The following is a 13,638-nucleotide window of genomic DNA, read 5'->3' as shown; positions in this document are numbered from 1 at the left end:
CGCTGCTACCTAGGCAGGCCTTTTCCGGTACTCAAGTAGCATTTTCGTACCCAAAGCCCTACCCAAGAATGGGGTCAATCCGATTCGGTGGTGCGGGAGTGTGGTGCGTGAGCGAACAGCAGACGGAGGTGATTCGCACGGCGATGTCCGAAGCCTGCCAGGCGGAGACGGTCGCGCAGGATCTGGCACGCCAGCTGATGCATCCGCATCTGGGCTTCGTGCTGTTCTTCTGCTCGGCCGAGTACGACCTGCCGGCGCTGGGCGACGCGCTGCGCCAGTACTTCGGCGGGGTGCGTCTGGTCGGCTGCACCACGGCCGGGGAAATCACCGCTCAGGGCTACAACCGTAGCTGCGTCAGCGCCATCGGCTTCGATCACCGCAACTTCTCCATCGCCTGCGAATTGATCGATGAAATGGAGCGCTTCGGCCTGGTGGAGGCGCAGCAGCTGGTGGAGCGCCTCGGCAGCGATTGCCGCAGCAATTCGCTGGCCCCGATCAAGGACCACAGCTTCGCGCTGACCCTGCTGGATGGCCTGTCCAGCCGCGAGGAAGTGGTGCTCGCCGCACTCAGCGCCGCATTCGGCAGCATTCCGCATTTCGGCGGCTCGGCCGGCGACGACAACCATCTGACTGACACCCACGTCTATTACGACGGCAAATTCCACAGCGGCGCGGCCATCGTGGTGTTGATCAACACCTGGCTGGATTTCGAGGTGTTCACCACCCATCACATCCTGCCGCGCAGCGAGAAGCTGGTGGTAACTCGCGCCGACAGCCACGGCCGGCGCGTGTACGAGCTGAATGCCGAGCCGGCTGCCGAGGAATACGCGCGGCTGATCGGCGTGAACGTCGCCGATCTCGACCATCGCCTGTTCGCCGCGCATCCGCTGGCCGTGCGCATCAACGATCAGTACTACGTGCGCGCCATCCAGAAGGTCAACGACGACCTCAGCCTGACCTTCTACTGCGCGGTAGAGAACGGCATCGTGCTCACCGCCATGCAGCCCGGGCCGCTGATGCCGAACCTGGAGGCGCTGTTCCAGCGGCTTGAGCAGCGGCTCGGGCCACCGTTGCTGACCATCGGTTGTGACTGCTTCCTGCGGCGTCTGGAGATCGAGGCCGCCGGCACCAGTGAAGAGACTTCGGCTTTTCTCCGACGCCAGCAGGTGATCGGCTTCAACACCTACGGAGAGCAGTTCAATGGCATGCACATCAACCAGACCTTCACCGGTGTCGCCATTGGCCGCCCCGGCGGACGGGGCGGTCGCTGAGCTGCTGAGCCGGCAGGCCGAGCTCGAACGGGAGAACCTCAAGCTCAAGCGCATCAATGCCGCGCTGATCGAGCGCGTCGAATCCGGCGGCGCGGGACGCGATGCGTCCTATGCGGCATTCCAGCATTCGGTGGAACTGGCCGAGCAGGTGCGCGAGCGCACCGATGCGTTGAATCAGGCGATGGCCGAACTCAAGGGCAGCAACCAGTTGCTCAGTGACGCCCGGTTGCGTGCCGAAACTGCCCACCAGAACCTGGTCGACGCCATCGAGAGCATTTCCGACGCCTTCGTGCTGTTCGACAAGGATCAGCGCATCGTCCTGTTCAATCGCCGTTTCAAGTCGCTGTGGAGCCGCACCCGTGCACGCATCAACGCCGGCACCCGCCTGGCCGAGGTGCGGCGGATGGCTGAAAGCACCGGGCTGATCGTCGAGGAGCATCGCGGCAAGGGTGACGAGCCCATCGTCTATCGGCTGCACAACGGGCGTTGGGTGCAGGTCAGCGAGCGGCCGACCCGCGAGGGCGGCCTGGTGATGCTCTACACCGATATCACCGAGGTGAAGGTCAGCGAGACCATGCGCCGCGAGCAGGCGCTGGCGCAGAAGTCGCGGCTGCTGCAGCGCGCCGTGGACAACCTGTCCCAGGGCGTGGCGATGGTCAGCGCGGAGGGTGCGCTGGAGCTGTGGAACCGGCGCTTCCTGGAGGTCTGCGGGCTGGCGCCGATCGAGGCGCATCGGCCGTTCGAGGAGGTGATGGCCGACAGCGAGCTGCGCCTGCTGACGCCCAACACGCGCGACGCCAACGGCCGACCGATGCGCGAGCTGGAGCAGCGCATGTTCGATGGCCGCATGCTGGAAATCCGCACCCACGCGCTGCCCACCGGCGGCTTCGTCAACACCTTCACCGACATCACCGAGCGCTATCGCCACGCCGAGGCGCTGCGCCAGAGCGAGCGGTGGATTCGCCTGATCACCGACCACGTGCCGGCGCTGATTGCGTACGTGTCCTCCGACCTGACCTACGAATTCACCAACAAGGTCTACGAAGAGTGGTATCGCTGGCCCAGCGACGGCATGCTCGGCCAGTGCCTGCGCGAAGTGCACAGCGGCGAGCACTGGCGCCAGCTGGAGCCCTACATCGACCGCGCGCTGTCCGGCGAGAGCGTCAGCTTCGAGATGGCCGAGCGCAACCACGCCGGTCAGCAGCGCTACATGCTGCGCTCCTACGTCCCGAACCGGTTGGCCAGCGGCGAGGTTGCCGGCATCTTCGTGCTCATCCAGGACATCACCGACCGCCGGCGTACCGCCGAGGCGCTGCACCAGGCCTATCAGAACCTCGAACAGCGGGTGCGCGAGCGCACCGCCGAGCTGACCAGCCTCAACGACCAGCTGTTGCGCGAGATCGAGGAACGCAGCCAGGTCGAGGCGCGTCTGCGCGAGGCCAAACGCGAGGCGGAGCTGGCCAACCTGTCGAAGACCAAGTTCCTCGCTGCGGTCAGCCACGATCTGCTGCAGCCGCTGAATGCCGCGCGGCTGTTCACCAGCGCGCTGCTGGAGCAGCCGGCGACGCCGAGCGGCGGGCTGATCCGCAACATCAGCAACTCGCTGGAGGACGTGGAGAACCTGCTGGGTACGCTGGTAGATATTTCCAAGCTGGATGCCGGCGTGATCAAGCCGGATATCGCCCCGTTCGCCGTCAGCGAGCTGCTGGAAAACCTCGCGCTGGAGTTTCGCCAGCTGGCCGGTTGCGAACAGCTGCAGCTGGATTTCATTCCCTGCTCGGCGCTGGTACGCAGCGACATCCAGCTGCTGGCACGCATCCTGCGCAACCTGCTGACCAATGCCATCCGCTACACGCCGCAAGGGCGGGTGCTGCTCGGCTGCCGGCGGCGGCGCCAGAGCCTGTCGATCGAGGTCTGGGACACCGGCGTCGGCATCGCCGAAGACAAGCTCGACGAGATATTCCAGGAGTTCAAACGTGGCGACGGCGTGCGGCCGAATCAAGATCGCGGCCTTGGCCTCGGTCTGGCCATCGTCGAGAAGATCGCGCGCATGCTCGGCCATCGCATCCAGGTCGGTTCACGGCTCGGACATGGCTCGCGCTTTGCCATCGAGGTTCCTCTGGCGCGCCGCGCGCCCAAGGCGCGGCCCGAGCCGAGCACCGCGGAACTGGCGCTGGAGCGCCTGCAAGGCGCGCGTGTGTGGGTGCTGGATAACGACACGGCGATCTGCGCCGGCATGCGCACGCTGCTCGAAGGCTGGGGCTGCGTGGTCACTACGGCGCTGTCCGAGGAGGACCTGGCGCGCCAGGTGGACAACTTCCACGCCGAGGCCGACCTGCTGATCGCCGACTACCATCTGGACAACGGCCACACCGGCATCGACGTGGTCACTACAGTCAACGACCGCCGCGCCAGCCCGCTGCCGGCGCTGATGATTACTGCCAACTACAGCAACGAACTCAAACAGCAGGTGCGCGAGCTGGGCTACATGCTGATGCACAAGCCGGTGCGGCCAATGAAGCTCAAGACCGCCATGTGCCACATGCTGGAGCACGGCCAGGCGGGCTGATTACTCCGGCTCTGCGCGGCCGGGCAGGGCGGCCGCACCCGCGATCCTCCAAGTCTGCAGCGCACCCTCGCGGTGTTCTGCTGTCAGTTGCACGGGGCGCCGAAAAACCGGGCGTCCATGTGCAGCAGCCGAGGACCGTTTCATGTTCGGATTGGAAGCACTCGAACTTGCGCGAATCCAGTTCGCCTTCACCATCTCGTTTCACATCATTTTTCCTGCGATCACCATCGGCCTGGCCAGCTACCTGGCGGTGTTGGAGGGGCTGTGGCTGAAGACCCGGCGCGAGGTCTATCGCGACCTGTACCACTTCTGGCTGAAGATCTTCGCCGTCAACTTCGGCATGGGCGTGGTATCCGGTATCGTCATGGCCTACCAGTTCGGCACCAACTGGAGCGCTTTTTCGGAGTTCGCTGGCAGCGTCACCGGCCCCTTGCTGACCTACGAGGTGCTGACTGCCTTCTTCCTCGAGGCGGGCTTCCTCGGCGTGATGCTGTTCGGCTGGAACCGCGTTGGCCCGGGGCTGCATTTCTTCTCCACGGTGATGGTGGCGCTCGGCACGCTGATTTCGACCTTCTGGATTCTCGCCTCCAACAGCTGGATGCATACGCCGCAGGGGCACGAGATCATCGACGGCATCGTGGTGCCGGTGGACTGGCTGGCGATCATCTTCAATCCGTCGTTCCCGTACCGCCTGACACACATGGCCACGGCCGCATTCCTCGCCACGGCGTTTTTCGTCGGCGCGTCCGCTGCCTGGCACCTGCTGCGCGGGCGCGACAATCCGGCGATCCGCAAGATGCTCTCGATGGCGATGTGGATGGCCCTGCTGGTGGCGCCGCTGCAGGCGGTGATCGGCGATCTGCACGGCCTCAACACGCTGGAACATCAGCCGGCGAAGATCGCCGCGATGGAGGGGCATTGGGATAACTCCTCGGGCGAACCGACGCCGTTGCTGCTGTTCGGCTGGCCGGACATGGAGGCCGAAGAAACCCGCTACAAGGTCGAGATTCCCTACCTCGGCAGCCTGATCCTGAAACACAGCCTGACCGAACCGATCCCGGCGCTGAAGGACTTCCCGCCCGAGGACCGTCCCAATTCGACGGTGGTGTTCTGGTCGTTCCGCATCATGGTCGCGCTGGGTCTGCTGATGATCCTGACGGGCGTCTGGAGCCTGCTGCTGCGCCGCGGTGATCGCCTCTATCACTCGCGGCCGTTCCTGCGGCTGGTGTTTTGGATGGGCGCGTCCGGCCTGCTGGCGTTGCTCGCCGGCTGGTTTACCACGGAGATCGGCCGTCAGCCGTGGGTGATTTACGGCCTGATGCGTACCGCCGATGCGGTGTCCGCGCACAGCGCCGGGCAGCTGGGGCTGACCCTGGCGTTGTTCGTCGTGGTGTATTTCGCGGTGTTCGGCGTCGGCATCGTCTATGTGCTGCGACTGGTCGCCAAGGGGCCGGTGGTCAACGAGGGGCGCGAGCAGGGCGTCGGCGGCGCGGGCCAGCCGCGCACGCCAATGCGGCCGATCTCGGCGGCGGACGAGGCGCTGGACGAACAGGGTGGCGATCAACTGGGGCAGGGGAATTGAGATGGGTATCGATCTTTCACTGATCTGGGCGGTGATCATCATCTTCGGGATCATGATGTACGTGGTGATGGACGGCTTCGATCTGGGCGTCGGCATCCTCTTTCCGTTCGTGCCCGGGCGCAGTGACCGCGACGTGATGATGAACACGGTGGCGCCGGTGTGGGACGGCAACGAAACCTGGCTGGTGCTCGGTGGTGCCGGGCTGTTCGCGGCGTTTCCGATGGCCTACGCGGTGGTGCTGTCGGCGCTGTACCTGCCGATCATCCTGATGCTCATGGGGCTGATCTTCCGCGGCGTCGCCTTCGAGTTTCGCTTCAAGGCCAGCGAACGGCGCCAGCACATCTGGGACAAGGCCTTCATCGGCGGCTCACTGACGGCGACCTTTTTCCAGGGCGTGGTGCTGGGGGCATTCATCAGCGGGCTGCCGGTGGAGGGGCGTACATTCGCCGGCGGCGCGTGGGACTGGCTGACGCCGTTCTCGCTGTTCTGCGGGCTGGCGCTGATCGTCGCCTACGCCTTGCTCGGCTGCACCTGGCTGATGATGCGCACCGGCGGCGAGCTGCAGAAGCGCATGCATGACCTGGGCGTGCCGCTGGTGTGGGCGGTGCTCGCCGTCACTGGCATCGTCAGCCTGTGGACGCCACTGACCCACCCGGACATCGCCGAGCGCTGGTTCAGCCTGCCCAACCTGTTCTGGTTCATGCCGGTGCCGATCCTCGTGCTGCTCTGTGCCTTCGGCCTGCTGCGCGCGATCCGCCGCTACGCCAGTTTCACGCCGTTCCTGCTCACGCTGGCGCTGATCTTCCTGGGCTATAGCGGTCTGGGCATCAGCCTGTGGCCGAACATCATCCCGCCGTCGGTGAGCATCTGGGACGCCGCGGCGCCGCCACAGAGCCAGGGCTTCACGCTGGTCGGCGCGCTGCTGATCATTCCGCTGATCCTGATGTACACGGCCTGGAGCTACTACGTGTTCCGCGGCAAGGTCAGCGCCGAGGACGGTTATCACTAGGAGGCGGTCATGTCTGGTATGGAGCAGAAGACATTGTGGCGGCGTCTGGCCTGGCTGGTGTTGCTCTGGAGCGGCAGCGTGCTGGCGCTGGCATTGGTGGCCTGGCTGCTGCGCCAGGCGATGCAGGCGGCCGGTTTGAGTGCGTGAGCGAATGCCCGTGCACTTCGTCGGTGCGGGCAGCGTCCCGCGCGGACGTCATCGTTCCTTCATCTGTGGCTTATAGCTTGGTTGGCACGCGGCTTGATGCGAATCCGCACGAGCCACCTCTGCAAACTGGAGCCAGAACGATGGACGACTACCAGGACGAACTACTCGAATTGCGCGCCGCCGAACAGGATTGCCCAGACGCCAGTGAAGACGCAGTCGAACTCTGATCAGGGCAGCTGACGCTGCGCACGGCGGTATGCGCCGGGTGTCTGCCCGGTCCAGCGGCGAAACGCGCGCTGAAAGGCTTCGGCCGAGGAAAAGCCGAGCAGCCAGGCGATCTCGCCGAATGCCGAATCGGTGTCGCGGATATAGGCCATCGCCAGATCGCGGCGCGTGTCGTTGAGAATGTCGCGGTAGCGGGTGCCTTCCTCGTGCAGCTTGCGCCGCAGCGTCCAGCTGGGCAGCTGCAGGCGGCTGGCGATCTGCTGCAGGTCCGGTTCCTGGCCCTTGAGCAGCGGTCCGAGGACCTGGGTGACGCGTTCGCGCAGGCTGCGCGTGCGCGTTAGGCGCGTCAGTTCGGCCTCGCAGAAGGCCAGCAACTGTCGCCAGGTCGCTGGGCAATGCTCCGGGTTGCGCAGGGCGAGCGCCGCCTGATCCAGATGCAGCTCGTTGGCGCTGGCGCCGAATGCCACGGCACGACCGAACAGCGCCTCGTAGCAGGCGGCGTAATCGGGGGCGGGAAATTCGATATGCACGGCGCTGGGTACCAGGCGCTCGCCGGCCAGCCGTTGCAACTGGGTCAACCAGCTGGCCAGAACGGTGTCGACCACGAAGCGGTTGAACGCGTTGTACGGGCTGATCGAATAGAAGCGCAGCCACGCGCCGCTGGCATCCTCATGAAAGCTGGAACTGCCGCGGTAGTTGGACGCGTACAGCGGTTCGAAGCGGATCAGCGTGCGCGCCGCTTCACGCACGTTCGGCGCCTGCGCCGCGGTGATGCCGGCCAGACCGAGGTGGCTCGGCAGGCGCAAGCGACCCATGTCCAGACCGAGCGCGGCATCGCCGGCCAGCTGGATGGCCGCGTGACCGAGGCGCATGTAGCGCGGAATCGACAGACGTCCCTGCGGCTCGGCCAGGCGCTCGGCGTCCAGTCCATAACCAGCGAGCAGCGGTTGCGGGTCCAGCCCGCGTTCGCGCAGGGCTTCGCCCAGACTCAGCGTGAAGCTGACCGACAGATCGCCCAGGCGCACCGGCTGTGCCTTGAGCGTCACGGTTGCAACCACAGATTGGTCAGCTGCACCGGCGTACCGTGTAGGTTACGCGCCGGCTTGCGCGGTGAGCCGAGCAGGTTCCACGGCACGCCGAGGGTGCGCACCGCCATGTAGGGGCGCTCGCCTGCGGCGATGCCGGAGGCTTCTGGGCAGGCTTCGGCCCAGTCGTCGCGTGCGCCGGGCACAGCGAGCAGCACGGCATCTGCCGGCGGAGGCTCGCGATAGGCATCGCAGCCGATCAGCACCGCCAGCGGGCCGGCCGGCGTCGCCAGCGTCTGGCGCTGGATATGCTCCGGCGCTGCGCTGTAGCGCCGTTCGTAGCGACCCAGTGCACGCTTGTACTGCAACGGTTCGATCGGCTGGCCGGAACGGTCGAACGTCAGGCTGATCTGGCGCAACGGACCCTCGCCGATCCGCAGCCGACCATCCTCAAGCCGCGGCTCCGGCAACACGATGGAGCCGGCCACCAGGGTGACGCCATAGTGCGCCGCCAGCTCGCCGAAGATCGCCTGATAGGCCTCGGCCATCCGTTTTGCCTTGAGCAGCAACACCGCCTCGGTGCGCCGGTCGTCCTTCTGCTGGTTGCCCGTCAGCGCGCGCAGGTAGCGGCCGGGATTGCTCAGCGCCGTCCACTGCATGGCATCGCGCAGCGTGCGTGCCTGCTGCACTTCGGGTTTTTCACCGAGCGCGAACAGGCCGGTGCCGACATGCTCGGGCAGCACGACGATGGTCTTGGCGTTCAGCAATCCGGCGGCACGGGCCTGATCGAGATAGGTGGCGAACTTCAGCCGCAGCCGCTGCGGGCTCTGATAGTCGGCCGGCTGCAGCCGCGTCTCGATGCCGAGCAGGTTGCCGTCGTCACCCGGTACGCCGACGCTGTGGATCGGCAGGGTGCGCAGGTCGGAGAGCAGTGGGCCGCTGCGCCGGTCACCGGTCCAGTTCAGGTAGAGGGCCAGACCGGTGAGGGCGAGCAGCAGAAGTACCAGCAGTTTCAAATAGACGCGCATGAGTCGGATCGCTTGGGGCAGGCAATCAGACTAGGCAAGGCTGTCGGGCTTGCCAACCCTTTTGCGCAAGATGATCAGGAACTTGTCACTTTCGATCATTGAGCGGGTGGAAGGCTGTGGTTATCGTCGCTGCACATCGACCGCGTCCCACGAGGCGCGGCAATTGCCATGAGGAACGACTATGACCGCCTACCCGCATCTGCTGGCTCCGCTCGACCTGGGCTTCACCACGCTGCGCAATCGTACCCTGATGGGTTCCATGCACACCGGCCTCGAGGAAATGCCCAATGGCTTCCAGCGTATGGCTGCGTTTTTTGCCGAGCGCGCACGTGGCGGTGTCGGGCTGATCGTTACCGGCGGCGTCGGGCCGAACGAGGAAGGCTCGGTACGTGCCGGCGCGGCCAAGCTGTCGACGGCCGAGGAGGCCGAGGAGCACAAGATCGTCACCCAGGCGGTGCACGAGGCAGGCGGCAAGATCTGCATGCAGATCCTGCATGCCGGGCGCTACGCCTACAGTCCCAAGCTGGTGGCGCCGAGTGCGATCCAGGCTCCGATCAACCCGTTCACACCGCGTGAGCTGGACGAAGAGGGCATCGAGAAGCAGATTCAGGACTTCGTCAACTGCGCCCGGCTGGCCCAGCAGGCCGGCTACGACGGCGTCGAGATCATGGGTTCCGAAGGCTACTTCATCAATCAGTTCCTGGTCGCGCACACCAACCACCGCACTGATCGCTGGGGTGGCAGCTACGAAAATCGCATGCGCCTGCCGGTGGAGATCGTCACGCGTGTGCGTGATGCGGTCGGGCCTAATTTCATCATCATCTACCGGCTGTCGATGCTCGACCTGATCGAGGGCGGCAGCGAATGGAGTGAAGTGGTGGCGCTGGCCAAGGCCATCGAGCAGGCCGGCGCCACGCTGATCAACACCGGCATCGGCTGGCACGAGGCGCGGATTCCGACGATCGCCACCAAAGTACCGCGTGCGGCTTTCACCAAGGTGACCGCCAAGCTGCGCGGCGAGGTGAAGATTCCGCTGATCACCACCAACCGCATCAACACCCCGGAAGTTGCCGAACAGGTGCTGGCCGAGGGCGATGCCGATATGGTGTCGATGGCACGCCCGTTCCTGGCCGACCCGGATTTCGTCAACAAGGCCGCCGCCGGCCACAGCGAGGCGATCAACACCTGCATCGGCTGCAATCAGGCCTGCCTGGACCACACCTTCAGCGGCAAGCTGACCAGCTGTCTGGTCAATCCGCGCGCCTGCCACGAGACCGAGCTGAACTACATTCCCACCATCACGGTGAAGAAGATCGCCGTGGTCGGTGCCGGTCCCGCAGGCCTCGCCGCCGCGACGGTCGCCGCCGAGCGCGGCCACGACGTGACGCTGTTCGACTCGGCCGCCGAGATCGGCGGCCAGTTCAATGTCGCCAAGCGCGTGCCGGGCAAGGAAGAGTTCTACGAGACACTGCGCTATTTCGCCAATCGGCTGCAGGAAACCGGCGTCACGCTGCGTCTGAACACCCGCGTAGGGGTGAGCGAGCTGCTCGCTGACGGTTTCGATGAGGTTGTCCTGGCGACCGGCATCGTGCCGCGCACGCCGGACATCCCGGGCGTCGATCATCCGAAGGTGATCGGCTACCTGGATGCGATTCTCGAGCGCAAGCCGGTCGGGCAGAACGTCGCGGTGATCGGTGCCGGCGGCATCGGCTTCGATGTCTCCGAATACATCACTCACGATGGCGAATCCACCAGCCTGGATCGCGAGGCGTTCTGGAAGGAATGGGGCATCGATCTCGGTCTGCAGGCGCGCGGCGGCGTGGCTGGGGTGAAGCCGGCACCGCATGCGGCGAAGCGGCAGGTCTATCTGCTGCAGCGCAAGAAATCCAAGGTCGGCAACGGCCTGGGCAAGACCACCGGCTGGATTCATCGCACCGGGCTGAAGAACAAGCACGTGCAGATGATCAGCGCGGTCGAATACCTGCAGATCGACGACGCCGGCCTGCACATCCGCGTCGCCGAAGGCGAGCCGATGGTGCTGCCGGTGGACACGGTGATTCTCTGCGCCGGGCAGGAGCCGCTGCGCGAGCTGCAGAATGGCCTGCAAGCGGCCGGTGTGTCGGTACACCTGATCGGTGGTGCGGATGTGGCCGCCGAGCTGGATGCCAAGCGTGCCATCGATCAGGGTTGCCGGTTGGCGGCGAGCCTCTGATGTTGCGTGCTGCGGCCCGGTGCAATGCCGGGTCGCAGCGTTTGCTTTAGCCAAACCCATCGCAAATAAACCGGCTGGCGTGCCCGCGCCATCTGAGCGGCCGGGTCGCTGCCAACCCAGTCACATTGCCCCCGCAATCGTTTCCCCTAAACTTGCGCAACCCGCGAGATAGCCGCGCGCGTTGATGGCGATGCGCTATCTGCCGACTACCATTGCCTTGCTTGCGAGCGAAAAGGGACATCGACAATGCAGATCAAACCGCAGATGGTCGAGGCCGTGCTGTTCTTCAATGAGGGCGGCATTTGCAAGGAAATGCTGTTTCCCGAATTCGAGGCTGTGCTCGACGGTGTGGTTAACCTTCGTGAGTTCGCCGACCAGCAAATGCGCGCTGCCTACGTGTTGATCGATCCGCGGCTGCATATTCGCGCGGCCGTGTTGTTCTACATCGATTTCAACGATGACGGCTCAGCCGACAACGGCTGGAACATCCCGCTGCGCAACCTGGCCGAGCGCACCGGGCGCGGCCCCGATCTGGGCGCCGGGCCGATCCGTCTCGCCTGCCGCAGCCAGTGCCCGGTGACCTGGCACCAGATGCACCTGTGGGACCCTAATCAGGACGGCGAAACCAGTAAGGTCTTTTCGCTGCTGGTCGAACGGGTGAAGCGCAATCAGCTTGGCCTGCTGGTGGAAGAGGAAGCGCCGACGGCGGTTCCGGCCGAACGTCTGCAGATGGTGGCCGAGGATGCCTGGTATCCGCGCGAGGCGGCCAAGGGCGAAGTCAGCAAGCGTTCGGAAGCCACCGCCCTGGAGCAGCGGCAGAAGGCTGCGCTGCTGATCAAGCAGCAGCGCCAGCGCATCGCCAATCTGGAACGTCAGCGAGACGAGGATGTCGCCAGGCTGCGTGAAGCGGCACAGACTCAGCTCCGACAGTTGCAAGGCGAGCTGGCCGATCTGCAACTGCGTCTGCAGCAGCAGGTCGATCTGAACGCCAGCCTGCATGCCCAGGTTGTCGAGCAGGCGCAGGCCTTTCAGAGCGCGCGCGAGGAAATGAGCCAGCAGCTGCGCACTCTGGAAAAGAACGGTCGAATCGAAGTCAGTGCCGCGCGTGATCAGTTCGAGCAGGAAGCGCAGGCGCGCATCGCCGCGGCTGTTGCCGAGTACAAGGAACAGGTCGCCATCCGCGACGTGGAGCTGGCCTACCGCAACGAGCTGGATGCGCAGTTCGAGGAAGAGATCCGCCGTCTGACCGCCGAGCGCGACGAGTTGGCCTCGCGCAAGGATGATCGGATTCTCGAACAGCTGGCACGCCAGGGCGTGCAGTTCATGGCCTACCATCCGGGGGCTGGGCATCTCACCATCGCCCTGCAGGACATGGCCCGCTACCAGGCCAACCCGCTGGCCTATGCCGCCGCCAAGTGCTCCGTTTCCGAGGAGCAGTACCGCCAGTGGCTGGAGCATTATCAGCAGCCTGCCTGCGTCGGGCGCCTGCCGAGCGGCGAGCGCTGCGCCATTCCCCTGGACAAGATCGACACCCCGAGCCGTTTTGTCATCGGTCAATCCAATTGCTGTTCGCGCCATCGCGCCGAGAGCCGCGAACGCACTGGCAGCTGATGGTTGTCGCGGATTCGTTCGCAGTCGACGTGGTGTTGCAGGAGCTGCGATTCGACTGGTTGCGTGGCGTGCGTCTGGCGGTGCTGCGTCTGGATCTGGTCGATCCGGAACTGTCGGGCAACAAGTGGTTCAAGCTCTCGCATCACCTTGCCGCCGCCCACGCAGCACAGGCTCCTGGCCTGATCAGCCTCGGCGGCGCGCATTCCAACCATCTGCACGCGCTGGCTGCGGCGGGACAGCGTTTCGGATTGGCGACTGTCGGCCTGCTGCGCGGCACCGAGCAGGACACGCCGACCGTGCGCGACCTGCAGCGTTTCGGCATGCGACTGCACTGGCTGGGCTACGGCGGCTACCGTGCCCGCCATCAACCACAGTTCTGGGACGCCTGGCGGGCGCTTTATCCGAATTATCACTGTGTCCCCGAGGGCGGCGGCGGGCTGGCCGGCGCCTTGGGCTGTGTGACGCTGGTGGCGCAGATTAGGGCGCGGCTGGGCGAGATCGGTTGGGATGACTATGAGGCGCTTTGGCTGGCGGTCGGCACCGGGACCACTCTAGCCGGTCTGGTGATCGGCGAGGCCGGAAACCATCCGGTGATCGGTGCGCTGGCGGGGCCGCCAGCACATGCGGTGCCGGACGACGTGCGACGGCTGTTGGACGAGGCCGGCAGGGCGGATGCCGGTTATCGGCTGGTGGATGCCAGCCGTGGCGGGTTTGGCCGCTTCGATGGCGAACTCGCCAGGTTCATCCTGCAGGCCGAGCGCGATAGCGGACTGCCGCTGGATCCGGTGTATACCGCCAAGGCGCTGCTGGCGCTGCGCGCGAGCATCGACGCGGGTGAGTGGGAGGTCGGCAGCCGGCTGGTGTTCATCCATACCGGCGGACTGCAAGGACGTCGCGCCGCCGAAGAGCAGTTATTGCGCCTGCGTGGCTGAGCAGCTCGCGCGTTGGACCGGTTGCGC

General features: G+C 65.5%; 10 protein-coding genes. 8 read left to right on the top strand and 2 right to left on the bottom strand.

The annotated features are described in order from the left end of the window. Window positions 1–107 precede the first annotated feature (107 nt). From nosP to AC0ZJQ_RS10195, 5 genes are all read left to right on the top strand, one after another. Entirely contained in the window at window positions 108–1,271 is a 1,164-nt protein-coding gene (gene nosP / locus AC0ZJQ_RS10215) for a nitric oxide-sensing protein NosP (RefSeq protein ID WP_043298488.1), read from the top strand. Next, window positions 1,201–3,840 (top strand): hybrid sensor histidine kinase/response regulator NahK/ErcS', encoded by a 2,640-nt coding sequence (nahK, locus tag AC0ZJQ_RS10210; protein ID WP_165594447.1) that lies wholly within the window; start codon window positions 1,201–1,203, stop codon window positions 3,838–3,840. Before nosP ends, nahK begins: the two co-directional genes overlap by 71 nt. Before the next feature lie 142 nt (window positions 3,841–3,982). Continuing rightward, window positions 3,983–5,422: a cytochrome ubiquinol oxidase subunit I gene (locus AC0ZJQ_RS10205; protein WP_102828519.1), complete on the top strand. Its 1,440-nt coding sequence runs from the start codon at window positions 3,983–3,985 to the stop codon at window positions 5,420–5,422. Window position 5,423: 1 nt separating this feature from the next. Next, on the top strand, window positions 5,424–6,431 hold the full coding sequence (cydB, locus tag AC0ZJQ_RS10200; RefSeq protein WP_054094815.1) for a cytochrome d ubiquinol oxidase subunit II: 1,008 nt from the start codon (window positions 5,424–5,426) through the stop codon (window positions 6,429–6,431). A gap of 18 nt (window positions 6,432–6,449) precedes the next feature. Further along, on the top strand, window positions 6,450–6,578 hold the full coding sequence (locus AC0ZJQ_RS10195; RefSeq protein WP_138301097.1) for a DUF2474 family protein: 129 nt from the start codon (window positions 6,450–6,452) through the stop codon (window positions 6,576–6,578). 227 nt (window positions 6,579–6,805) lie between these two features. On the opposite strand, the gene AC0ZJQ_RS10190 is transcribed toward AC0ZJQ_RS10195, so the two are convergent. Both AC0ZJQ_RS10190 and AC0ZJQ_RS10185 read right to left on the bottom strand, forming a co-directional pair. Continuing rightward, complete coding sequence (locus AC0ZJQ_RS10190; RefSeq protein ID WP_008568775.1) at window positions 6,806–7,849, bottom strand: AraC family transcriptional regulator; 1,044 nt, start codon at window positions 7,847–7,849, stop codon at window positions 6,806–6,808. Continuing rightward, complete coding sequence (locus AC0ZJQ_RS10185) at window positions 7,846–8,856, bottom strand: carbon-nitrogen hydrolase family protein (RefSeq protein WP_333394725.1); 1,011 nt, start codon at window positions 8,854–8,856, stop codon at window positions 7,846–7,848. Before AC0ZJQ_RS10185 ends, AC0ZJQ_RS10190 begins: the two co-directional genes overlap by 4 nt. Window positions 8,857–9,037: 181 nt before the next feature. Between AC0ZJQ_RS10185 and AC0ZJQ_RS10180 the strand changes: the two genes are divergently transcribed. The 3 genes from AC0ZJQ_RS10180 (at window position 9,038) to AC0ZJQ_RS10170 (ending at window position 13,611) form a co-directional block, all read left to right on the top strand. Further along, a complete protein-coding gene (locus tag AC0ZJQ_RS10180; protein ID WP_476476594.1) occupies window positions 9,038–11,068 on the top strand; it encodes an oxidoreductase in 2,031 nt (676 codons plus the stop codon). 246 nt (window positions 11,069–11,314) lie between these two features. After that, on the top strand, window positions 11,315–12,679 hold the full coding sequence (locus AC0ZJQ_RS10175; protein WP_476476593.1) for a chromosome partitioning protein ParA: 1,365 nt from the start codon (window positions 11,315–11,317) through the stop codon (window positions 12,677–12,679). After that, complete coding sequence (locus tag AC0ZJQ_RS10170; RefSeq protein WP_314020235.1) at window positions 12,679–13,611, top strand: 1-aminocyclopropane-1-carboxylate deaminase/D-cysteine desulfhydrase; 933 nt, start codon at window positions 12,679–12,681, stop codon at window positions 13,609–13,611. Before AC0ZJQ_RS10175 ends, AC0ZJQ_RS10170 begins: the two co-directional genes overlap by 1 nt. Window positions 13,612–13,638: the final 27 nt, after the last annotated feature.

Source organism: Stutzerimonas sp. 21-1 (genome assembly GCF_056336065.1).
Note: the sequence above shows the minus strand (reverse complement) of the source record. Positions and strands in the feature narration are given on the sequence as shown.